Annotated in this window: 19 protein-coding genes; 2 read left to right on the forward strand and 17 right to left on the reverse strand. The window is 42.5% G+C overall.

Annotated features, from left to right (window positions below; genetic code table 11):
• Positions 1-76: 76 nt before the first annotated feature.
• The 17 genes from ACZFYI_RS02000 to ACZFYI_RS02080 form a co-directional block, all read right to left on the reverse strand.
• Entirely contained in the window at positions 77-1,291 is a 1,215-nt protein-coding gene (locus tag ACZFYI_RS02000) for an eCIS core domain-containing protein (RefSeq protein ID WP_462522450.1), read from the reverse strand.
• Between the two features lie 12 nt (positions 1,292-1,303).
• On the reverse strand, positions 1,304-2,848 hold the full coding sequence (locus tag ACZFYI_RS02005; RefSeq protein ID WP_462522451.1) for a contractile injection system tape measure protein: 1,545 nt from the start codon (positions 2,846-2,848) through the stop codon (positions 1,304-1,306).
• 11 nt (positions 2,849-2,859) lie between these two features.
• Positions 2,860-6,960, reverse strand: a complete 4,101-nt coding sequence (locus ACZFYI_RS02010; RefSeq protein WP_462522452.1) for a PKD domain-containing protein — start codon at positions 6,958-6,960, stop codon at positions 2,860-2,862.
• Positions 6,961-6,962: 2 nt separating this feature from the next.
• Complete coding sequence (locus ACZFYI_RS02015) at positions 6,963-9,944, reverse strand: hypothetical protein (RefSeq protein WP_462522453.1); 2,982 nt, start codon at positions 9,942-9,944, stop codon at positions 6,963-6,965.
• Positions 9,944-13,534: a hypothetical protein gene (locus tag ACZFYI_RS02020; RefSeq protein ID WP_462522454.1), complete on the reverse strand. Its 3,591-nt coding sequence runs from the start codon at positions 13,532-13,534 to the stop codon at positions 9,944-9,946. The genes ACZFYI_RS02015 and ACZFYI_RS02020 overlap by 1 nt, the downstream gene beginning before the upstream one ends.
• A gap of 6 nt (positions 13,535-13,540) precedes the next feature.
• Positions 13,541-13,957 (reverse strand): GPW/gp25 family protein, encoded by a 417-nt coding sequence (locus ACZFYI_RS02025; RefSeq protein WP_462522455.1) that lies wholly within the window; start codon positions 13,955-13,957, stop codon positions 13,541-13,543.
• A 4-nt stretch (positions 13,958-13,961) separates the two neighbouring features.
• Positions 13,962-14,255 carry a PAAR domain-containing protein gene (locus tag ACZFYI_RS02030; RefSeq protein ID WP_462522456.1) on the reverse strand — a complete coding sequence of 98 codons (294 nt, stop codon included), beginning with the start codon at positions 14,253-14,255 and terminating at the stop codon, positions 13,962-13,964.
• Positions 14,256-14,261: 6 nt separating this feature from the next.
• Positions 14,262-16,031, reverse strand: coding sequence for a type VI secretion system tip protein VgrG (gene vgrG / locus ACZFYI_RS02035; RefSeq protein WP_462522457.1), 1,770 nt, complete (start codon positions 16,029-16,031; stop codon positions 14,262-14,264).
• Positions 16,032-16,041: 10 nt separating this feature from the next.
• The gene (locus ACZFYI_RS02040; protein ID WP_462522458.1) at positions 16,042-16,758 is read right to left on the reverse strand and encodes a CIS tube protein; all 717 of its coding nucleotides are present in this window, start codon (positions 16,756-16,758) and stop codon (positions 16,042-16,044) included.
• Positions 16,758-16,928, reverse strand: coding sequence for a DUF5908 family protein (locus ACZFYI_RS02045; protein ID WP_462522459.1), 171 nt, complete (start codon positions 16,926-16,928; stop codon positions 16,758-16,760). The genes ACZFYI_RS02040 and ACZFYI_RS02045 overlap by 1 nt, the downstream gene beginning before the upstream one ends.
• 10 nt (positions 16,929-16,938) lie before the next feature.
• Positions 16,939-17,436: a phage tail protein gene (locus ACZFYI_RS02050; RefSeq protein ID WP_462522460.1), complete on the reverse strand. Its 498-nt coding sequence runs from the start codon at positions 17,434-17,436 to the stop codon at positions 16,939-16,941.
• A 2-nt stretch (positions 17,437-17,438) separates the two neighbouring features.
• Positions 17,439-17,870: a phage tail protein gene (locus ACZFYI_RS02055; protein WP_462522461.1), complete on the reverse strand. Its 432-nt coding sequence runs from the start codon at positions 17,868-17,870 to the stop codon at positions 17,439-17,441.
• A gap of 45 nt (positions 17,871-17,915) precedes the next feature.
• Positions 17,916-19,331 (reverse strand): phage tail sheath family protein, encoded by a 1,416-nt coding sequence (locus ACZFYI_RS02060; protein WP_462522462.1) that lies wholly within the window; start codon positions 19,329-19,331, stop codon positions 17,916-17,918.
• Positions 19,332-19,362: 31 nt separating this feature from the next.
• Positions 19,363-19,980, reverse strand: a complete 618-nt coding sequence (locus ACZFYI_RS02065; protein WP_462522463.1) for a hypothetical protein — start codon at positions 19,978-19,980, stop codon at positions 19,363-19,365.
• A gap of 2 nt (positions 19,981-19,982) precedes the next feature.
• Positions 19,983-20,573, reverse strand: a complete 591-nt coding sequence (locus tag ACZFYI_RS02070; RefSeq protein WP_462522464.1) for a Pvc16 family protein — start codon at positions 20,571-20,573, stop codon at positions 19,983-19,985.
• A gap of 136 nt (positions 20,574-20,709) precedes the next feature.
• Positions 20,710-21,369, reverse strand: coding sequence for a LuxR C-terminal-related transcriptional regulator (locus ACZFYI_RS02075; RefSeq protein ID WP_462522465.1), 660 nt, complete (start codon positions 21,367-21,369; stop codon positions 20,710-20,712).
• A gap of 234 nt (positions 21,370-21,603) precedes the next feature.
• Positions 21,604-23,010, reverse strand: coding sequence for a hypothetical protein (locus ACZFYI_RS02080; RefSeq protein WP_462522466.1), 1,407 nt, complete (start codon positions 23,008-23,010; stop codon positions 21,604-21,606).
• 92 nt (positions 23,011-23,102) lie between these two features.
• Between ACZFYI_RS02080 and rbfA the strand changes: the two genes are divergently transcribed.
• Positions 23,103-23,477, forward strand: coding sequence for a 30S ribosome-binding factor RbfA (rbfA, locus tag ACZFYI_RS02085; protein WP_462522467.1), 375 nt, complete (start codon positions 23,103-23,105; stop codon positions 23,475-23,477).
• Positions 23,478-23,495: 18 nt separating this feature from the next.
• Positions 23,496-24,719: an ABC transporter permease gene (locus ACZFYI_RS02090; protein ID WP_462522468.1), complete on the forward strand. Its 1,224-nt coding sequence runs from the start codon at positions 23,496-23,498 to the stop codon at positions 24,717-24,719.
• Positions 24,720-24,844: the final 125 nt, after the last annotated feature.

A 24,844-nucleotide genomic window follows, 5' to 3' on the forward strand; every position in this document is an offset into this window, starting at 1 on the left:
AATGACTCTCCAATCTCATTGAAGTGACTGTTTGAAGGTAGGATACTATATGTTGAATTTCTTTTCCCATTATTTCTTAAAACATCCATTGGACTCCGGCATGTATCAAAACTCCTGTCTGCGGATTATAGGTAAATCTCAATCCAGCCCCGAAACCCTGATTCCCCTCATTTGCCAAAGGTTGAAGGGCTTTGACAGCACCCATTACGGCATCAATATTATCGCCATGTGATTGGTAAAAGCTGAGTGGATCTTGCATGTTGCCAATATCTCCCAAAATGCCACTTGCTCCTCCCCAACCTCCATAAACAGGCCCTGCCAAATCGAAAGGCATGGGCAATAACTTTGAACCGTATCCAAGGTTAAATCCGAATCCGCCTGTGGTAAGGTCTGCATTGGCCCCGAATCTGAATCTATCTTCGGTAAGGTTCAGTGACAGTGCAGGTGAATGCGGGTTAAATCCCAGTTCGACACTGCTGGATGGGGATTGGGTACCTAGTGTAAGATTCCCACCATAGTTGTATCCAAATCTGCTCTTCATCAATCCATGTGAAAACTGCAATGCAGCCCCGCTGGTATTGGCTTCCAGCATCCATTGACCCAAAGAAAATTGAAGCGATGGCGGCAATAAATTGTAGTCAAATTCAAATTCGGTTTCATCGGCTGAATCAGTACTTGGCTCTATATCCTCTCGCTGTACTTTTATACCAGTTGCTGAACTTTGCTGCACCACATGCGTAAGTTCATGGGCCAACAATTTTTTCCCTTCACGGGATTGGGGATTGTATTCTCCAGATCTAAAAAAGATATTGTTTCCAGTGGTGAAAGCCCTGGCATTCAGTTTTCTGTTCAATTGGTTGGACTTGGCATCATGGTGGATTTTGACATCTTGAAAACCAGTTCCAAAACCTGATTCCATAGAGGATTGTGTTTCTGAGGGTAATGGCTGTCCACCGGTTTTGGCGGCATGGATTCCGTTTTCAGTTTCAGAATCCACAGTTCCACCGCTGTAATATCCTTTCATTTGGATGTTTTCCTCTCCTTCGCATTCAGCACATTTTTTTTGAATCTCTATTGGAGAAATAGGCCTTACGCCCAAACCTCCAACCCCTGAGGCATGCGCAGCGGAATCATTTCCCTCCAGGGAAACTATCTTTTCGGCCACAGCGTCAGCTTCCTTTTCATATTGGTCACCAGGGCTGTTTACAGTGAGTTTAGCCTGGAAAAATGACCTCTTTTGCAGGGGTATTTTTTTTACTTCTTTGCTTTCTTTAGAATTTGTGATAGCCATACTCAATTTGTTTTATTCCCACTCAACGTACATCATGTCACCCATCCAGGGCAACTTCACGATGCCTAGTCCCCAAGGCAGCTTGGCCAAAAGAACGTCCACCGTTTTTCTTTCCACTTGAAGTTTCCATCCTTTTTCAACCCGGCTGATTTTGCCGGCCCTCTGTAGAAACGTTTCCCTCAATCCGCCAATACTTGTATTTTTCAATACTGACCAATGTCCGATTACTGCCTGAAGCAATTCCTCACTTTCAGTTTTGAATTGTTCGCTGAGCTCTACATCTTCCCCCAAAATCTGAGAAACTCCCATTCCGCAAAGTATTTTGTTAAGTGGATAGAAATTTTCAGAAAGGTTGTTCTCCCCAAAAACCAAAAATTGAAGCAACCTTGCTCCTAAAGATTGGTCATATTCTGCTACGAATTTTCCATTTTCTGTCAATTGGAGGTTGCTGAAGAGCCCTGTCAAAAATGGATGTAACAAAACAAGCCCGGCATTTTCTACGAATATTTCCTCGGCGAATTCTTGATCAATATCGCTTTCGTGTCTCATATCTTCCTTTTCCAATTTTTTATCCAACTTAGAAAAGGATCTTTCCCCTTCTTGTTCAGAGGCTTCTTTAGAAATGTTTTTTTCACCCTCTGAGGTCCGTTTGAGGGTTTGAAAATCCAAATCCGGAGATGTTTTTTGGAGCTTTGAAATTATTTTAGGATCAAATTGCAAGACTTTTTTCCATAAAATCATTTTCTTCCTCTGAAATGCCCGATCAGAAATTTCATTAAAATGAGTAGCAACTGCATGTTGAAGATCTTTGTCACCAACCATTTCCAGGCTAAGGTATTCCGCCAAAGGCAATAGGTTATCATCGGAAAGATTGCGGATCAGAATCTTTAGAAATGGTACTGCTGAAGGCGTATTGGGTTGGGATAGGGAAAGTACCAAAACCCAAATCAAATCATCTTGTACGTCCTGATTTCCATTCCTATTCAGGAATTTGACCAAATTGGATTCATAAGGGTTTAATTTTATGGACCAAGCACTTATTATGCTCGAAATGAAATCCAGGGAAAAAGAACGGAAAAGCCGCTGCTGAGGAGACGGTGACTTTTTGAAGATTTTTTGGAGTTTCTCCAAAAGTGAAGTTTCCAATGCCACAGCGTTTTCCAATTCCTTGGGACTCGAGAAAGGACTGTTCCATGGGAAAAACCCTTTTTCCAAAAAGTGGATAAATACTTCCTCAGCCTTTTTTTCGACCGGGACTTTTTCCTTTTTCCCAATTTGTGGGAATTTCAAATTTTCCTCTAGTTGGACGAGGATCTTTTGTAAAAACTCCTCTTCCCAATTGTCATAAGATATGTTCCCACAATCCAGTTCAAGCTTCTCCAGGACAATTGTCTCCTTTGGATTCCCATATCGGTCAAATGCTTTTTCTAGAGCAGGTTTGATTTTTTCGTAGAAAAATAGCCCTAGACTGTCCTGCAAACCCAATCCCTCCTCTACCCCTTCAAAATCTACCTGAAGGGAAGCAGTATGGATTTTATGGTTTTGTATGCTTGACATCGGATTTCAAATTAGATAATACCTCCTATTTTCTTGAGTTGACTCAGGTATTTTCGTTTGGTACTTACCTCACCGTTTTCTACTGTTTGAGCCATAGCAGCCCCGATGTCGTTGGCAATCCTTAATACAAGTTGCGATTCAAGGCGACCGAATTCACCACTTGCCTTCATGGCAGCCCATACCATGGCGTGCTCTTCGACTAAGCCGAAGATATTTTGCATTGGTATTTGAGCTACATCAAAATCCTCTTTTTGGATACATACTATGTATAATGCCAATAGATCCAAGATCCTGTATAGCTCAAAAGCAAAACTTCTGAATTCCTTGAACTCTAAAATTAAATTGTGCAATCCCTCAAGCCATTCTACGAATTGGGACAGCAAACCTGTGTTGACAAATTCACTTATAAAAAAGTCAATCTGCTTTTCGGGAACTTCATCAGCAATTACTCTCATCGCAGTAAAGAACTCTTTTATCTGTCCATATTGACCAAACCTCTCAACAAACCGCTTGAACAGATCATCAGAATTTGTCCTGTCAAATGCCTCAAATGCTTTGAGGATGTCACTAAGTGGACCGCAGGTTTTGGTAACCACATCATCCCCTCCATCCCTCACAGATACCAAGACACTTACAGTATCACTTGCGCTCATCCCACTTGGATCAGTTACTTTGAGTCCGAATTTGTATTCTCCGACCAACAAGCCTGTCACGGTTGTCTGTACTTTATCAGGGCTTGTAATGACAGGTGTCATTGTTCCTCCTTCAAATGTCCAACTGAAAGAAAGTACTCCACCCTCAGGATCTGAAGAATTCCTTCCATCCAAAGTTACCGTTCCGGGAGTATTAGGGTTCGCTATTATTATGGATTGGTCAGGTCCTGCATTTGCTACAGGCGCATTATTCTCGGGTACCGTTACATTGATGGTGACAGTATCTTGGGCAGAAGCTCCTTTGTCATCTGTTACTTTGAGGACGAATATATATTGCCCGGGAGACTGAAACTGGACAGTGGTCTGAACACGGTCAGGGGAAATGATGACTGCCGATGATCCGGTCTGTTGCGACCATGAAAATGAAGTGATTGTCCCATCTTCATCTGACGACGCTGATCCATTCAAAATTGCTGTGACTGGGGATGTAGTGCCAAAAGAGATCGTTTGATCCGGTCCGGCATTTGCAACAGGTGGTTTATTTTCAGGTTCCGTTATATTGATAGAGATGGTATCCTGGGCAGAAGCGCCTTTGTCGTCTATTACCCTAAGGGCAAAAACATATTGCCCGGGAGACTGGAACTGAACTGTAGTCTTTACTTTATCAGGGGTATTGATGGCAGCTGATGGTCCGCTCTGCTGAGACCATGAAAATGCTGTGATTGTTCCATCTTCATCCGTTGAAGCCGATCCGTCGAGGATGGCATTGGCAGATTCTGAAAAAACCATGGTCTGATCTGGACCTGCATTGGCTATCGGTCCTTTATTTTCAGGTTCTTTTTCCTCAGGGATCACATAGGCGATCGGTGGACATTCACTACAACAGAGATAAGGAAGGTAAAAATCAGCAATCACTGTTCCTATAGCGATCGGGGTGGCCTTATCCCGGATTTCTTTGTCGCGGATATTGAGGGCGTCAAGTACGCTCTTGGCCGAATCTCCGAGATTGAGTTTTTTGATCAGGTCAGAGGCAAATTCAAATTCTGTCTTTCTTGAGGCAATCGCTAGTCCTTGGATGTCCTTGGTAATATTTGTTGTAAAGCTTGCTTTTTGAGGTTCTGCTTTTACGGCCAAAGTCTCTTTGGGGGCCAAGTTTGTAAAGGTATTTCTGGTAAATAGGTCCAGATTCAAATTTGGGATTGTTAAGTCCGGTAAAGTCAAGACCCTTTCTGTTTCCCCGTTATAAACCAAGATAAAAGTTCCTCCTTTTGGTACACCGGCTTTATGTTCGAGTCCGGGATGCTTTTTGAAATACTCATTGAAATTGATGGCCGCATGGTACTGTTCCAACCTCTTGAGATATTCTTCTTTCAGCGCAAAGAGTTTTTCATTGGCGCATTTGAAAAGCAATTCAGTATTGCTTTCGGAGAAATACCTCTTGATTTCCTCATTTTCAGAATTGGCCGCTTCCTTGATAAGGCTTGCTACGGTTTTGGAATAGGGAGACCATAGTTTGTTGTAAGCATCCTCATCAAATTTGTCAAGATCGAATGACAACAGGTACTTCACTATTTCTGCCAGCTGTTGTAGGAAAATCAACAACAGGTCCGGTTGTTTGATAATGTATTCAAAAGCTGCTTTTTGTTCTACAATGAAATTGGATATATCCTTGGCTACAAAATCCGCCAATTTCTCACCTTCTTCCACATCCCTCAAAGCGAGGTTTTTGATGATATCTGAATTGGAAATACTGATGGGCTGGTTTTTGGAAAGATCTGTTTTGATGGTTTTTTGCATTTCCACCAGATTTTTGGAGATGTAAAAATCCCTTTTCATGGTCAATCCACCCAGATCTCTATTTGGTTCGATGGTTCTTTTTGGCCGGAGATTTCCGACATAGGCCATGATTTGTTGCAACTGACAGACGATTCCGGTGATCATCACGCGATAGTCTGACTCCAGGTCTTCTACATGGCAGCGAATTTTTTTACCGTTCAGTATGGCCGAAAGGTCGATGGCATTGAGTGCCAAAACATCAAATGGAAGGTTAAACCGCTGCTTTTGGCGGATGATTTCTGTCAGGGCGGTACGGTAGTTTTTACCGATATGACCTTCGATACGGAAGGCGTTGTACCTTTCGATGTCGTAGAGAAGCGGATTTTTGACGGGCTCAGGAGCGTCTGTTTGGATAGCTGCACGGTAGCCGAGGTTGTACCTTTGGTTGCCACTATAGCTTCGGCTAAAATACCAAAGGGGATTGACGGCCTTCCAGTCATAATAATAGGGAATGGCCCTGTAGCTGATAAAGTCCGATCCCAAAGTATTTGGTGTGATGGCGATGGCTTCGCTGCTCTGCAGTTTTTCTCCGATAAATCCTTTGACCATAGCGGCCAATCTTTCCAAAAGTTGGCTGGCCTCGTCAGTATTTTTTCCCTGACCATTCAGGATTGGAGATGATTCGAAATAGTTTCTGTTGTTGTTCCTTTTGCCCAAAAGAGTATTTTCATTGGCCAATCCCAAAGTCAGGTGCATGGGAAAATCCATTTCATCGGGACAGCATTCCCCAAAAACCTCCCTGACTTTTGCCCTGAATTCTATGTAGGCTTTGAGCAGGTCGTCCACAAAATCATAGAAATACTGCACAAAAATTCGCTGACCTGTACTGCCGGAAAGCTTCTTTTTGACGTTGATCAGGTTGAGACCTTTCATTGGATTTTCGGCAGGAAGCCCAAGGGGAACTGCAAACTTGTCCCAACTTCGGATGAGGTTTTCGGATAGCTTGGTCAGGGTATTGTCATCGGTGATCGCCAAAAACCCGTTCAAAATATCCTCAGATGTTTTCATGTCTGCGACAGGGACATTGAAGCGCTTGAGGAGAATGGAATTGAAAGAAATGGCTTTACCGGAATCAAAGAGTGACTTTTTGACTAAAAGGACCCTGAGGATAAAATCCATCCTGCTGCCCTTGTCATTGCAATCCTGTGTATCACAGTTTTTGAGATCTACCTGTTCGGCTTCCAAAAAAAGTATTACCACATAATTCTGCCTGTTTATAGTTCCGATTGATTTTTTACCTTCAGTTTCCTTATCGCCGGAAGGGACGAGTTGGAGAATATCCTTGCCGCCATAATAGGGAACTTGATCCCTTTTTTCATCTCCACATTGTGTCAAAAAATACAGGTCATTGGGAAGGGCTGGAGGCGAATACGGGATATAATGCGTGAAAATGGTGTCACACAATTGGATCAGAAAACCCTGGGAAGTCAGACCGCAGCCTTTGCTGATACTGATCGCAGTATTGGAAGTGTTGATTTCCAACCCGCAGACGATACCTCTGCCAACGAGTTTGATGCGCGTCAGCCTTTCCTGCTGCTCCAGGTAGTTCAACAAGTTGTTCAGGTGTCCATTGGACAAAACCTGATCAGCTTCAAAAACGGGGTATGATTGTAAAGGCTGCATGATTATAATTTTTGAGTTCCTAATATTGTTTTACCCAGCATTACGGGGTTTTTGTCGGCATCACTTTCGTCACAATCGTGGAGTGTGGCTTTGGGATACACAGAGTTGAGTTTTGCCAATATTGCCAGCATCCTGTCATTGGCCTCCTGATACGTTGCATGGTTATTTCCTGTAGCCTTGAATAGGGCGAGTTCACGGATCCATGTCTGATAGCGTGATTCAAATTCACGGAGCTTCTCATTGCTGACCCAACAAACTTTCAGTTGGATATGGGCTGGAGCTTCCTCCCTGATTTTCTTTTCGAAGTATTGACGAAAAGCCATATCGTCGAAATGCTTTGGCCAATGTGGCAAAACCACGGAGGCCCTGAAGGAATAAATATCCTGTTCGCAGGGACAGTCGCAGTCATGCAGACAGACTTCCATCAATTCGAAATTCTTACTTTTTGGTCTCAAAAGGAGGTGTTCGATCAGATGGAGGCCTTCAGGGTCATTGCAATCCTGAGTAAGTTCCTCGATGATTTCCTGTATGATCACAAGGGCATCTTCTTCATTGGCAATGGTTTTTTCACTCTCCAAAATGATTGCGTTTTGCTTTTTGAGCTTAATTTTTTTTGTGGTATAGCGGTAATTTTCAGGGTTAATCCCCAATTCCATCACTTCAGTCAATACCGCTTCAGCCTGTGATTTGTCCTCAAATTTCTTGGAAACGAGTCTGACTCCGTTTCTGGAATTCAGCGAAAAGGAATGCATGCAATGGACATCCTCTCCGACTTCTTTTTCTTCGCAGATGATTTCCACATTTTTGATACAATAGAGAAACCGTCTTGTAAAATCACTGATACCTGTTAAGTGGCTGACTCTTTTTTCCAATCCTGACACATTATCTGTATCCCAAAGCCTGCTTTCATCAAGTTCGAAATTTTCATTTTGTGGAAAATAATTGAATGCCAATGAGCGGGAATAGCTGATTTCAGGATAAGCTTGCAAGGTTCTGATCTTGATATCAATGATTTCCTGAGGCTCGATTTTTTCCAGACTGATATTTTCCAGATTGATACGGTACATGAGTAAGGCATAGTCGTTGAAGGACTCTGCAAAACGCGCGAGGAGATGGTCCAAAAACCTGTTTCTTCTCTCATTAAACTGGTTTTGGTTTTCATAGAGTTTTTGCCACAGAGCCTGACTCTCCGGGTCGACCGGATCATTGGCTATTGCCTTTTCCAGGTTTGTATGGAGTACTCCGTCTATTTCGCGAATATTTCCGAGGTATTGGGCAAAGTAAGTTTGTCTGATTTCATCAGTAGAAAAGAGACTCTTGGCATTAGAAAGCTGTGCGTTAAAGTCTGCCAAAAGTTGCTCATAGAACATCAGGTAGCCTTTCAGATGCTGCTGCTGCGCTTTTCGAAGGTTGTCCGCATGGGCAGGAAGCCCAAATTCCCCCACCCCATAGACCATTGGCAGGTCATACTGCACCGGCCAATAACTCAAGGTATCCCGTTTGTTTCCTTTCGGAACAGGGAGATCAGCAAAGGTGGGGACCAATTTGCCGATAGACCTTTGGGCATGAAGCAACTGAACTGTATCCCTGACTTCTTCATATTGGGACAGAAAAGGAAATCCGTCTTTGAAGAAAAGGATTTTTGAAAAGCTTGTACTCATCACAGGCTTGTGCATCGAAGATATCGGCATGCACCAGGAAATCCCTTTTTGACCGGGGACAGGCTTTCCCTCTTTGTCATACTTGGTCATAAGGAAGTTGCGGATACCTCCTACACCCTCGATATCCATCAGGAGATTGATGATATCAGAGGCGTAGATGACAGTTCTCAACTGTGCATTTTCTATCTCCTCCGTATCGACAAAGCCATGGGCCAATCTCGGTCCTTCAAATATTTCTTCTGTCGGAGTCCCTTTTTCCATCAATTCCTTTAGGGTAAAAAATGAAACCGGAGGATTGAGGTAATTCTCAATGGCATAATAAATCTCAGCCTGAACCTGCTCTATGTCAGTATCTGCAGCGACATCCACATCAAAACAAAAGGCCACTTCCTCAGAATCTATCGGCTCCACACTGACAAAATCCTCGCATAGATTCCTGTTTTCATGGAGGGTCTTTATCGCGTTTTTCAGAATGCCATCGGCTTTGGATATCTTCTCGAGATAGCTTTCTAAAATCAGGGTTCCGAATGAAGTATCCTGTAACATGAAAGCTACATGGCTGTCCTGAATTTTTCCTTTAGAGGGGTTTTTTGGAATGCTGACTCTAAAAGGGACTTCGATAATTTCTCCATCCGGCAGTTCTATTTTGAAATGATAGAACCAATTTTTGGATGGATTTTTTTCAATTGTGAAATTGGAAGTATCGGCTGTAAGTACTTTTTTATTTACCTCTTTGATACTAGGAAGCTCAAATTTGACCTGGAATTCACCCGCTTCGATATCGATCATGGGAGATAGTGGGAATGCTATATTTTCCAGTTCGATGTCACCTGTATTGAGATCGCCAAGTTCTAGGTCAATGGACAAATCCAACAGTACGGAATACAGTCCTTTTAAAACGAGATTCTCCTTACTTGGCTCATATTGCAGTTTGTCGGCTTCACAATTGAGAAAAATAGGAACTTCCTGTTTCCCGTCAGTCAAAAGCCAGGCATTGTTGATTCCGGGTAAGTCTACAAGCAGTTTTCGGTAATCCGTGACAGTCAGAGGTGCAGAAGTAAGCACCTGCCTTGCCGTGAAAAATGTCTGCCCGCTTGCTTGCGTCAAAAGGTCTTTGATTTCAAAATTGGACCTATATCCCAATTCTGTAATGGCATAACAAACAGCCTCCAAGATGGTAATCCCCGGATCATGGGTATTGTAATCTGTCCAGATATTGCTTGAAAGACGCTCGATAAAAGTCAAGCCTTCCTGACGCAGCCGCTCAAAGTCCATAGAATGGGCCAGATTGGGATTTTTTGGTATGGTCGGAGATCTCTTCATCAGCAGTCGCAGGTTTGGATTACTTGGATGATATGACGGGGAGCGGATGGATTCGATTCTTCAAAATGGGAAACCAATACCGACCTTGAACTTGAGGCTGTGATTTCTTCCAAGTCATTGAATTTCTTGGCTACTTTTCCCTCTTCATCCCTGATGACGTGGTGGATTTTGAAGCAACTGAGGAAGTCCACATAGGGTCTATCTTCCACAAAATTGATGAGTGTTGATTTATTGATCTTCCCACCAAAAGTGATCTTTTGGCTGCTGTCCCAAGCCCAAGGGCAAAGGAATTGCTCGATTTCAATGTCTAATAAATTTCTATAAAAAACTTCGTCCATGTTGTCATGAAATCTGACTTCAAACTCCAGCTGCACTTCCTCAAACTGCGGATTGACCACATGAAGCTGTGCAAATGGATTCTTCAGTTTTTCAAGGAAAATGCCGATATCAGTCAGTGTGGCTATGGGAGTATAAGGTCTTAAAGGATTGGTGTTGGATTTATTTTTGAGATCGGGAATACAGATGACTGTCACATGTCCGGGAAAGTTTTCGCAGAAAATATTCTCACCGTTTTTTTCAAAAAACCCGGTATGGTTTAAGCATTTGACCTGGTATAGAGAAAGAAATTCCTCCAAAATAAGGTGTTCATAATCCCAGATGCTGACCGCCCTTTGCTTGTGTCTGAGCCTTTCGCTTATACGTTGGTAATAATCTGAATCACTTTCCCTTACTCTTCCCCCTGAAGAATCAGCAGGTTGGGAAATGGACTTGATAGCGCTGTCCGAAAGCTTAAGCTTGGATACCGTGCCCGATGGGAGGAAGTTTCGGAATTCGATGCCCTCTGCTTCGGATTGTACCAATTCAGCCAAGATGCCTTGAGCTTTGATGTCGATGATTTTGCAGACAGCATCTGTGTTGGTCGCCACGGAAGCCTTTATCCAGATCAGGCCGGAAGTAAGTGCAGTTTGGCTGGTTCCGGCTTCTTTGGGAATACTAATAGTCACTATTCCGGTTCTTGTAAAATTGACAGTACCATCGATTACCTGATTGTCTTCAAATTCCACCCATTGGTTTTCTTTGAGCAAAAATGTCCATGTGACAGGTTCTTGGTTTTTCAGAGGATTGGAGCTGCCATCAGCAAGAAGAAAAAGCAAATTGATAGTAATAGGAGTTACGGCTTTAGCTAATCCTATCAAGAGCTCCCCTTCTTGACTGAACCGGGGGACAAGCGACGTTTCTCCGGGTATCGGTTGGTAATACCCAAAAGGAGACAGGTTAAAAAATACATGTTTTGGATGAGGCAACCCGTCGGTCGGGATGTTTTCAGAGGCTGTGTAATCAATGGAAAAAGACTCTGAAATGACTTCTTTTGGGACGGGAACAGAATTGCCGGATACTTTGAGTAATCCCGAAATCTCTGAAACCTTTTCAAATTGGGAAGTAATATTTTTTTCGAATTCAATGTTGACAACTTCTGAAGACTTTGACTCTAGTGTTTTACTTTCAGCTTTGTTTACTACTACCGGCTGATAGCTTCCCTGTTGGGAGTCGATCACGATGTTATCCAAGGCCTTATTGACGTCAGACATAAAAGTAGCCAGTGAATAGGAGGAAGTGTTAAGCCTGATTCTGAGGAATCCTTCGAATGACTTTGCCTGAAGGAATTCATTGCTTCGAAAATCAAGGGAGGCTTGTTTTAAAAGGTTCCCGGCAATGTTTTTTTGAACCAGATAGCCATTTCCTTCTTTGGGGAAGGGATAAGAATCCCAATCATTACCATGTAGGTATTCGCAATAGATAGGCACAGAAATCGGTAAATTGACCTTGATGTAGTCCAGTTTTTTCTGGAAAATTTCTTTGGAACCAATGTAAAAACTCGCATTCAGTTTGGGGAAATCACCAAAAGGCTTAAATGGCTTGGAGGCATCCACAGATCCGCCATCGCTGCTCAGCGCAAGGTCCTTGATACCCACTACATTGACAGAAAGATTGATAGAATTGATGGGGTTTTCCATCAGGTCTCGGTACCAGATATTGCTTGCGCTTTGGTCGAGATGTGCCATCAACAGCGGCAATGCTGTATTGAAGTTTTTTTGATGGGTTTTTTCGAGGTAGGGTAATATGGGGGGATCTTCTACGTCAAGAGAAAATTCAAATGTCAAGACCCTTTGATTCTCAGTAAATGAAGCATCCACGTTTTTTGAAACCCAGTCTTTTTCTCCTGTAAGCGTGACTTGGAATGGAATTACTTTTGAATTTCCGAAAATCCCAATCTTGGAAAAAGATGATTTTGATTTGAGGGGATTTGCAAAGGTGACTGTAATTGTGATGGTTCTTTCTCCCTCTTTAAGGAACAATAAATTAGAGCCGATGGCAAATCCTGCTTCCTGAGTCGGGGTCATTTTCCTGTCCCCAAAAGCAAACCAACTCTTGTCATCCCCTTCAAATTTTCCACCGATGCCGTCTGAGCTGTTGACTGCAGGATAGGCCAAAAGAGATTTATTGTGGATTTGAAAAGCCTTGATTTCTTTGACTTCAGCTTGATTGAAGACCACGTCTTCGGTCAAGCTGTAGTGCATTTCTTTTCCGTTAGGATCTTTTCCTCCTTTGAATAGTGTTCCTTTGGACAACAAATGCTGAGAGATGTGTTTTTGGAGCGCGACAGTCAGGTGGACTTTGTCAGGAAGAGGGCTTTGGTTTTTAAGCCTCAGGACATCTTTGTAATAAAAATCCAGGTGCTTGGCACTAAAATCATTGAGGCTGTTTTGGGCAGCATGGAAAAGCTTCAAAAACGACAGAAACAATCCATAATGGGGTTCATGGTTGGAATATTCGCTTAGGGACTTGGTGAACAAATCCTGTGCTTTTTGGAGGATGGAAGAAATGCCGCCCAGCAAAATTGAAATCTGGTTGTTGAAAATATTATGGTTGATGACATGGCTGATTCTTTCACTTATCTCAGTTCCCGGTACGGTTATCTTCAGTTTTTCGGCAGTCAGGGAAAAAAAAGTCAAAACAAGTGCCTGATGTGAATCAATAGTATTTATGGGTGCAGTAGTGTCTGTTTGATTTGAGGAAGATACCAAATCAAGGTTGTCGGTCCGGAAATTAAAAAGTTTGGAGAATGGTGAATTGAGTTTGGTTTGGATGACAGATTTGATAGTCTGTTGGTACTCGGCTTCTTCTCTCAAAAATCCGCACTGTTCATCAATGGTCTTGACAAGGGAAAAGAGTACATCGAAAAGGTATTTGAATTGTAGGCTTGCTTCTGAATTGTCAGAAGCGGCTATGCCAAGCTTGGTTCTTTTGTACAGGAGCTTGATATAATCCGACAATTGAAGCATGTCAAGCGAAAGCAAAACTGCCAATACTACAGATATATCCACTTTCATCAAAGCCTCCCAAGTACCTGCATCTGTATTGTTCAGGTCTTTGAACCTGAGGTATGCCGCATATTTTTTTGCAAAAAGGATCAAATCTTCCATGGACCTTTCATCCACCTTGGCGTAGGCGGGTGAGAGTGCTTCCAGTTTTCTTGTCAACCGGTCTACTCCTTCTCTGGTCAATGGGTTTTTGTCGTTGCAGGCCATATTGCGTTATGTCAGTTCAGTGCCTTCAGTTTTATAAAATGGATATACAAAGTTGAACCTTGAATTGGTTGCTCTGACTTTGTAGGAAATCGTAATCAAAATTCTTCCTTCAAGTTCGCCGGTGTCGTTTAGTTCGATTTTTTCGACTTCAATTCTGGGTTCATGGTAAAGGATCGAGGTCCGGACCAGGTCGATGATGTAGGTTTTGAATGTGGTTGTGAGTGGTTCAAACACCAGCTCGTGGAGGTCACAGCCGTAGTCTGAGCGCATCACCCTTTCCCCTCTTTTGGTTGAAAGCAGGATTTCTAGACTGCTTTGGATATCAGCCTCATCGCTTAGCATTTTGGTTTTGCTCCCTGCACTGTCAAACTGTGGAGGGAAACTCCAACCTTTGCCTAAAAAAGAGTTATGTAAATTTTCCATATTATTATCCTCCAATGATTACTGTGGGACATCCGATGACAATCGTCCCTCCATGTGCTGTCGCATCTCCCATTCTAGCGGCGGGTTTTCCACCGATAAAAACCGATCCTGAACCTGCCACAATCGTATCAGGAGGTCCGGTACATGTGGCCATATCTCCAAGCCTAGCTGCAGGAAGACCTCCGATCAGAACGGTGGGTTCTCCGGCCGGCAAAATCGGGCCTCCGACATGGGGAGTTCCACCCGGTGTGAGCATCGGGCAAACATGCATGTCGGTGATTCGCGCGGCTAAAGGCATATATCTTTAATTTATTTTGACCATACTACCTTTGATATTGACCATTGCACCTTCGATATCTGAAGTGCCGTTACTTTTCACACTCAAGCCTGCGGAAGCTTCCATACTGAGGTTCAAATCAGCTTTTATGTTGATTTCAGGTGCAACAAGACTTATTTTGGTTCCGCCCGTGATTTTGATTTCTTGCGGAGAATCCACAGAAATACCGCTATCATCCATAAGGAGTATGTTTCCTGATGCATCCTCCACCTGAACTGTTCCGGCTGTATCATCCATGGTAAATTTCCTTCCACCTGGAGTTTCTATGACGATGCTTTTGTCGCCGTCGTGGATTGTGATTTTGATCTCAGATCTGGAGACATAGCCTTTTTTATCATTGGAATCTTCGGGTTCGAAAGGCGGCGCTTTGGAGCTGCTGTGGACCATTCCAAGAATGATAGGATGGGAAGGGTCTCCATTCATAAAACCAATGATTACCTCGTCGTCTATCTCAGGTCTGAAAAATGTACCTCTATTATTTCCTGCGTCCAAAGTGGCCACTCTGGCAAAAATCCCTGCATCATCCATATTGACCATAGGCAGGCGGATTTTGACTCGGCCTTCGCCAAATGGATCCATGATATCCGTTACAATCCCTATTTGCAATCCCAATATTCTGTAGAAATTACCACTTTCAGAACTGATGGAATTTGAATTGAATTTCTCAGTGAAGAAATCTTCTTCCCATCCCAATGTAGCTTCTGTTTCCCAATTCCCGTCTCTCAAATGATGCTGGACAGCACTTACGAAAGCTTTTCCACTGAACTGCTCACCGACTCCGTTCAGATCCAACCAATCTCCTGGATTGACCTCTGAGCTACCTCTGAAGATCACTTTACCTTTAGTTTTGGATAATGCCTGTTTTTGTTTTTTGGCATCAGCTAGGGATTGTAATGCCTCATTGGTGAGCATGACAGGAGTTTTGATTTCGTATTCCTGCCCATTGATGGCAGCCATATCCGAAGCTTCGAAATTTCCGGGGGAAGCTCCTGCCAAGTCTGCCCCTTCCGTTTCAAGAAGAGATTGGTTGGCGTAATCCCATGAAAACGCCTTTACCGCAGTGGCTTGGGACCTGATATCAGATTCTGTTCTGATAGATATGATGTCATCTCCAAATGTCAGGGATAAGACAGGACCTTGGGATGGATCAGGTTTGAAAACAGAAAAAGTACTGTCATTTATCCTGCAGGCCATTCCATTAGAATCAATTCTGGTGAGGATAAAATCCCAATCACTGACATTGGACTGGAGCAACTGTTCGTGCATACTTCCGAAAGTGGGGACGTCCATGTCTGTCAAGCCGTTTTCTTGAAGTATATTTTCCACGATCTCGTAGTCCTTGAGGTCATTGAAATGTCTGCTTTTTTTGGAGACAGTCATTTTGACCGATTCATGCTTGCAGGTAAGGTTGAGTGTACTTTGGTTTGAGTTGACCACATGAGAATTCCCAATGATGATTCCCTTGAAAACAGATTGGTCATCGGTACTGTAACCCATTTGGATATCGATGCTTTTCCCCAAAGCAAATTCACCGCTATTGCCAATCGAAAAATCAGAATCCGCAGCCGAACCATCAGCAATCCTGACTACTGCATAAGGGATTTTGTTAAGTTCCTTATAGACAGTAATGTCCAGAATTTGAATTCTCCCAGATACTTCCTGATCTGAAATAGCTCCGGGGCCACTTCCCAAAAGTATTTTGGAAGTTACAAGTTCTCTATTCGCCGTCGAAATCATGGATTTGGGTTTATTTTGCTAATGGAGGAAAGTAGATTTTTGATCCGGGATTAATGTTTCTAAAGCTGTCTAGTCTATTGAACCCTGCCACATCAATGTAGTGGGCATCATTTTCATAGATTGTTTCAGTCAGTCTGTCAAGCCTGTCTGTCCCCCCAAAAATCCTTTCATGGGTTATGTCGGGGCTTTCTCGGTTTTCTTCTGCGGCCCTTTCCACATCGGCTATACTCTCCGCAAACTGGCATTTTGCAATGGCTCTTATCGGTTTTCCGTCAGGTGCAAAAACCTTGTATTCGATATCCATTTGCTTCAAGACCCCTTTGAAAAGCAGCTCTCCCCAATGGATTTTCAGGTAATAGGGCCGGTGTTTATCCGATTGGTAATCGATGATTTTGTGCTTGAATGCCTCAATCTGTTCTGTGACGTTGGCAGGTTTTTCGAAGGGATTTGCGATCCCCAGACTCAAAACAGAAAGATCTTTGACCACGCCTGTGGCATCAAACAAGAAGTCGAAATGGAAGTCTCCTGGAAGAATCCTGTTGAATTTCATGTTGGCACCGGAAGTCCCCGGTGCCTGAGTGGAGTCAAATTCAAACCTGTAGGACACATTGTAAGTAGCAGGATTGACCAAGGCACTGAATTTATTATCAGGCACAGGTTTTTTGAATTCTGCATCACTGTAAGCTTGCACGTAAAGTTTTTCGGCTTTTTGGCCAAGATCGATCATTATCTTTCGAGTTTAAGCTGTATCATTCTCAATACTTCTTCAGTCACCTCTTTAATTATTTCCTGCTTCATCTGTCCCAAATCTGAGCGATTTGGATTAGGGGCGGTTGGGCCTCCTGTATGGTTGCCCACAGCGGCTTTAATCTGGAGTTCTTTGATTTCGATTGGCATAGTTTAGAATTTAAATTCCGATACTTCCTGAGGCGCCGATGCTTCCTGCCAAAGAAAGTGCAGAGTCCAAGCTGATGATATTGAAATATTGGTAGCTCAGTGTGATGGACTCAATGACAATTGAACTTTGCTCGGCATTGAAGCTGGAGACGGACCATTTTTTTGGGATGGCATTGACGACATACCAAGACTGGATCGGAATATGGTTTTCGTTGAGCAGGCTGATGATGATGTTGACCGGTTCAAAAACAAAGTTTTCAAAAGCATTTTTACACCACATCAAAATCCCTGAACCAATAAACATCCCTCTTTTCAGCACCAGATCCGTATATTTTGCCCTGACTGGTAATTCCCAGACAAACCTGTTTTGACCGCCTTCAATGACAGTTTCCATCATCATTTCCATATCCAAGCCACTGACTTCCTGAAACCTGAAATCATTTGGGGTTTGAGGAAACAATTGGAAGACTACTGAAAAATGGAAACCTACCGGTGGATATGAAAACATGGCTATTCGTTTATCATGGTGAGACCTTCGTGTGCTATTTCCAAGGTTTCGATAGCCGTTTCATTCCCGGTGGCATTCAGGTCAGTAGATTGAACTTTGATTGGCCAGGCATTTTTTACCCGCCATACGACTACCGGGGCATGACTTTCATTCAAAAGAGAAATGATCAAGTCTCTCCTTTCGATGGTATTAAGTGCAACGGTATTCCACCATTGATAGAATTGGTTGTCGCTTTGGAAGATGCCACGCTTTAAGGTGATGTTCGAGTAACTCTGCATCCCCGGCATCTTAATTTTTGAGTATTCAGGACTGGCGCCGTCCCTGTATTCTATGGGTTCGATGGTCACTTCAAGACCTGTCACTTCACTGAAACCGATTTTTGTTCCTCCCCAGTCAACCTGGAAATGGAACTTTGGAAGAGGATAATTAGCCATGATATTTTTGGTTAAATGTTTTTAGAATTAATTGGGAAAAAGTCATTAGGATTCCTGCATTTTATGGGAGAAGCGGAGAATGATGAATTCGGCAGGGCGGACAGCGGCCATTCCGATTTCTACAATAAGCCTTCCTTCAAGGATATCCTGAGCGGTCATGGTCTGTCCCAAACCGCAACGTACATAGAATGCATGTTCTGGTTTGGCCCCGGCCAATGCTCCTTGTCTCCAAAGGAGTGTCAGGTAATTCTCAAGCATCGCACGGAGCTTGACCCATGTATTGGCGTCATTGGGTTCAAAAACAAATTGCATGGTTGCTTTTTTGGAAGATTCCTCCACCATAATAAAGAACCTCCTGACATTGACATATCTCCACTCATTGTCATTGCCGGCTAAGGTTCGCGCGCCCCAGACCAAGAATCCCTTGCCCTGAAAAAATCTGATGGCATTGACTGATTTTCCTGAAGTTGGATCTATGTTCATATTGCCTTGCTCAGCTTCACTGATTTTGGCAGTCAAGTCATATACTGCGTTAAGAGAAACATTTGCAGGAGCTTTCCATACACCTCTCGATCCATCTACCTTGGCGTATACTCCTGCCATAGCAGATGAAGGCGGCAATGTTGGGCTTAATTTTTCCCTGATTTTGGCAAGACAAAAATTATAGATTGCTGTTTCTGTATTTGCCAAAGTTGACAATGCTACAGCTCCTGCTGCCACCCCATCAGTAGTGATGGTGACATCCACGTCGGCCTCATTGTAGGTAAAATCAAAAGTGGTCTTGAGGGAAGGATAATAAACAGCCCCATAATTAAGGCTGTCATTTTTGGTAAATGCACTCCTAAATCCACTAATTGTAGTTGTATTATTTGTTCCCGGGGTATGTACATCGATCAGCGTAAACCTGTCCTGAAGCTTGGCACATTGGTCGATCGCAGATGAAATCAGAGTGAAATAGGCGGCTTCGTTGAGTGTGTTGACAGCATCAGGAAATACCAGGATTGTGGGTTCATCCTCAGCCTCACAAGCTAAAAGTCCGGCATCATAATCTGCAGGGTCCGGGGCCCCTGAGGTATTTCCTATTGATATGATGTAGCATGGACCTCCACCATTTGTGAAATACATCCTCAAGTTATAGTACATCGTATATTCTGAGGGATTGGAAATGGTCGCATCCCCTGTCATCGATACCCTGATACTGTTTTCGGTTGTGATATCGACGGTAGCAGCAATACCTTGTTCATTATCTGCCTTTCCAAAATAGTTCTCATATTCTTTTAAGGAAAAGATCTTGGTGGGGACGTTTTCGAGAGATTCTCCTATTTCGTTAATGGCTACCTGCGTGTAGCCGATAAATGCCGGAATGGCAGTCTCGACTTGGGCTACGGATGGGGGAAAGAGTGGGATTTCATTGATATAGACTCCCGGTGTCTTAATGGCGGATTCATTGATCTGTGACATTTGATAATGGTTTTATGGTTTCTTGTTATTTTCAGTTGTTTAAATGAATAGTGAACAGATGTTCATTTTCATTACCATTGGCAGCGGTATAAAATAAGGATTGAGTAGTGGTATCAGTAAATAATCGGTGTGTGCTCGAGCCTTCTGTTACAATATCGATGGCCCCAAAGCCACCGCTGAGATTGACAGTTGTGGTGGTCCAAGTGCCCGGATTTCCCTGACTAAATACCCGGATAAGGTCTCTAGATGCAAGCGGTCCTAATGTCGCCCCCGAGAGGTTCATGGCGTTGGCAGCGGCCCTGACATTGATGCGAAATCTGTAGAGGTTCTCCTTGCCGTGGGTTGGGGGTATAGTTGTTTGTTCTTTTAGCTGATTGTTAACTTTGAATAAAAACCTGGCACTGAATCCATTCGGTAACCTAAAATAAGGCGTATCCTCTGCGGTATTGATCCGGATAAAACAGAGCAACATATCCTGCCTGATTCTGAAATGGATGTCATGCTTTTTGAAAAGTGATTTTGTTAGAAAGTCAGGTTCGATGCTGAGAAAATCTGTGAGAATACCTCCATTGGCAGCTGAAAAAGGGAATGCCTCATGGGCAAACCGTATGGAAAATAACTTTTCGAACTTCCAGATGAGTCTGTCCATGGTCAAAGTGGTTTGTTGTTAAACTGGGCATCGATCGTTTTGACCAAAGGAATTTCCATTCCTTCATCCATGCTGTCTATGTATGCCAACCTCATTTTATATACCACAGAGGGAATATATTTTCCGCCCATGATTCCCCATAATTGATTGAGTTCTTCGAAATTGGTAGAATGAAGGTCAAAAATGATTCGATCCAAACCGAAGTCAGGAAGTGAGGGAATTTCTGAAATTGTGAAAATTGAATTTCTCTGAAAAAAGGAAATCACCTGTGAAATCCTCTGTAGTCCAATATTGTATTGTTCCTTATTGGCCCCGATGAGCAGGAAGATGTTGAGGAAAACTCCAGGCTGTCTTGCTACTCCTCTTGGAAGCCCTGAATTGTCAAAAATCTGCCTGTTGGCAGCCATATTTCTGAGTGTACTTTCCTGTTGGATATTCACTACGGATACTACAACGCGGTCTGTAATGTTACTTTCGCTGCCTGCTTGGGCTGAGTCCACCATGGATAGATTCCCTAGCATGACATCTGGTTCAGCCGTACCGATATGGTCGTTTAATAAGACAATTACAGTATTTAAAACCTGATCTATCATGGTGCGAGATAAGATGGGAAAAATGAATAATACAGTACTGATGGATAGTTTTTAAAAAGTAAAAAACCTCCAAGTACCTGTCCTTACTCAAAGTTGACCATTATATATCGCAAAAAAATCCATGAAAAGATGGATTTTAAAAAGTCATGGAATTCATGGATGTTTGGTAGATATTCCGTGCCACGGCTTCCCTTACCAATCCGGCAGTATTTCGCACCCCCATTTTTTGGATCAGGTGAAGGCGGTGGGTTTCTACAGTACAAAAACTGATGAAAAGTTTGTTGGCAATTTCCTGCGTGGTGTGTTCTTCCACTATAAGTTGGAGAATTTCTTTTTCTCTTTTGGTCAAAGAATGCTTGAAAGCAATCGGCGGGACGATGTCAAGGATATTTTGAGTAAGGAAATGACTGAGTTTAGGATCAATATAAATTTTGCCTTTGGAGCTCTGACTGATAGCTTCTTTGATATTTTTGGCATTGCAATGCGGCAAAAAGTAACCGGAAATCCCTGCTTTCAGAAAGTCCTTGACCACCATTGGGTCTTTGTTGTCACAAAAAACAAAACTTTTGGATTCCGGGAATTTCTTATGGATTTGGCGACAGATTTTCAAGGCAGGTTTTATTTCATTGGGCACGTCCATCCATACAAAAGCCGGTTTTTCTTCATTATGGAGGTTCAAAGCCGCTATTTCGCCAAAGTTCGATAAGATCACCTTTGTCTGTTCAAAGTTTTCCAAAACCAGGTTGAGTCCTTTGGAAAGCAAGGTGTTGTTGCCGATGATGCAGTGATGATCCATGGTCTTCTGCTTATTAAAAGTGAGTATTTCCTAAAATTTCTGAGCCTATTTGGATTGCAAGGGTATGCCTTGGAAAAACATAACCTTATTAGAGGAGCATTTGCCACTGAATATTCATTATATGAAAAAACAGGGATTATAAATTTAGCAATAAAAAATCGATTATTTACAATTGAAAAAAGGATATTTATTGAATTAAATGAATAAAAATTGTTTAATTATCAAGATAAATTTCTAGTTGCTTTTTTTGAGGAAATAGATTTGGCCCTGCTTTTCATATTGCCGGGAGAGAATCGGGATTCTTTCCAAGAGTTGCGCAAATACCCCTTCTTCGTCAAATACTATTTCAGGCATTTCTTTCCTAAAATTTTCATAAACCTTAACTGTATTACTGAGATCGTCCTGATCCAAGATCACGTTTTTTGAAAGTCGGAAATGAAGGTAAGGAGTGGCCAAGGATGAACCTTGGTAATAGGCCAAATCTTCTCCCAAAACCAGGATTTTTTTGCCTTTGGAGATCGTATGCTTCTCTTCGTAGTTGACAGCATAGATATTGATCCTCCCGGAATTCATCTCATAAAAAGTCCAAACGATCCCCATTACCGGAATCCCAAAAACAAACAGCGCAGTCAGGATTTTGATGGGGATTCCTTTTTTGTATACTACCAAAAGCAAGGAAATAAAATATGTCAATGCTGGTAGGAGGACAATAAATTGGTAAGCAGTCCTCCGGTTTGTCAATAAAAGTGAGGATATCGCAAAAATGGAAAAAATCAGGTTCAACTGGAATTGTTTCTGTTGATTCACTGTCTGCGACTTGACAATTAGTCCAACAAAGAATCCCAATACCGCAAAAAACAAAGGCAATGCAAAAAGCAAAGCCAAATCCCTATAAGAGACATGTGCATAGCTCTCAATCAGTCTTGGAGCAATGATAAATTCGTAAATGAATGCCTCAAAACCATCAATCCAAAAATAATATAAACCACAAAACACCAAAGGCATCGCGTAAGCAATCAGGGAAAGAATAAGCTGCTTAAAGGAAAAACCGCTGACAATGATTCCCGAAACCAACAAAAACGGAAGAAATGTTGCCAAAGGAAAATGGAAACATGCGGCAATACCCCCGAAAATTCCCACCAACAAAACCGCATCCGAACCCTCCTTTTGCAATACTGTCTGAGAAAACAACTGTGCCAAGGCCAACACAATAAATGTGCTTCCCATCAAAGCAGGTGATAATGTCACTAAATCAAAAGAAAGGTAAAACAAAACCGTCAACACCAATGCAGGGATATAGGTGTTTTCTTCAAAAGACCTATACTTGATGAAGAGGTTATTGACATAAACAACCTGAAACAAAACAATAAATGCCGCTATTGCCTTGTAGGCGAGCGCCGATTTACCAAAAACCAAATGGACAACCCAATAGACTCCGGCAGACAAGGGACCTGTATCATCGATAATATCGATGTACATATGCTTCCCTTCAGCCATCCTTTCTCCCAATAGCATCCAAATCAATTCAGGCTGAAGGAGGGGAATATCGACTATCCATATATATATACTACTCATCAACAGAATAATCCCCAAAATGGCGACTAACCTGAACGGATCGTTGATTCTAAAAAAGCTTAACAAGTTGGTGCTATTTCTAAGGATTGGACAAACTGCAAGTCCGAAATTAAGTGTTCCGCAATTAATTCACTAAATTTGTTACAATATTTAGAGACATGGAAAGTAAAAGACAACAGAAATTCAATAAACTTATCCAAAAGGAAATGGGTGAGATTTTTCAAAGGGAAGGAAAACACATCATAGGTACTGCCTTTATCACGGTTTCGAGGGTGATAATCAGCCCCGACCTAAGTGTCGCCAGAATTTATTTGAGCTTTTTGGTAGATAAAGACCGTGCTGTTTTTGAAATATTGAATGACAAAAAAAGTGAGATCAGAAAGCATTTGGGAAACAGGATCGGCAAATCAGTAAGGATAATCCCTGAGCTTGCCTTCTTTATTGATGATTCTGCCACTTATGCCCAGCATATGGACAAAGTAATTGGAGCCCTTGACATACCGGAGGCTTCAGACGAGGATGAAGAAGAATAATTAACTTTTTAAAGATCCTTGAACCTCTCCTTTTTCATAGCCTATCGTTATTTCCGTAGCAAAAAGAAGCGGAATTTTATCACAGTGCTTTCCCGCATTTCTATGATCGGAGTAGCAGTCGGGACTATGGCTTTAGTGATTGTTTTGTCCGTATTCAACGGCCTTGAGGACCTTGTCAGGGGATTATATGCTTCCTTTGATGCAGAGTTGAAAATCGAGTCGACTTTGGGGAAATCATTTGTCGCTGAACCGGAATGGATTGAGCTGATTTCAAAAACTGAAGGGGTGGAAGTCGTGACGGAAGTGATTGAAGACAATGCCTTATTCAAATACAGGGATTACCAACACCTTGCCAGGCTGAAGGGAGTTTCTGAAAACTACTTGGAACAGGGTCGGTTTGAGCAGGGCTTTACCTGGGGAAATCTCAGCTTGGGGACAGAAAATCAGCCCAAAGCAATAATGGGTAGGGGAGTCGGTTTTTTTCTTTCAGTAGACCTTAACAATGATTTGGACCTGCTTCAGGTCTTTTATCCAAAAGCCCCAAGGAGTGCGGGTTCTATTGATCCAAGTCAGTTATACAACAAAGGAATACTGAAACCCGGTGCTTTTTTTAGTGTGGAAAAGGAATTTGATGACAACTATATCCTTGCGCCTATTGGATTTGTGAGCAATCTGCTCAATTACGGTCAAAAGAGAACTGCACTGGAAGTCAAAGTAAAGGAAGGTGAAAACATTCAGAAAGTGAAGTCAAGGTTAGCGACCCTTTTGGGAGATGGCTTTACTGTCAAAGATACCGATGAACAACATGCCCAAATTCTCAGGACGATAAAAATTGAAAAGCTATTTGTTTTTTTGACCCTGAGTTTCATTTTGGCTGTTGCTTCATTCAACATCTTTTTTTCCTTGTCTATGCTTGCGATTGAAAAGAAGAAAGACAATGCCATCTTATTTGCCATGGGAGCAAAAGAAAGCCTTATCCGGAAGATCTATTTGAAACAGGGCGCTATCATTGGATTGAGCGGTGCTATCATCGGCTTGGTTTTGGGTTTTCTGATTTGCTGGGTTCAGGATAGCTTTGGCTTGGTCACTTTGGGGATATCATCGTCGATTGTGGATGCCTATCCGGTCAAGATGATTTGGTCGGATTTCTTTTGGACAAGTATTTCAGTGTTTGCCATTACTTTTTTAGCCTCATTTCGTCCGGCGTTTATAGCTTCGAGAGTTACACCTACGGATCTTTGATTTCTCCATATTCGAGTAAAATCATAATCACCACAGAGGCCTCAGAGCTCATAGAGAAAAAAGGTGAAGGTAGGAATGTAGTATGGACAATTCAAATTGGGAACTATGATTTGCGAATGGCGAGC

It is taken from the genome of Aquiflexum sp. (assembly GCF_977115555.1).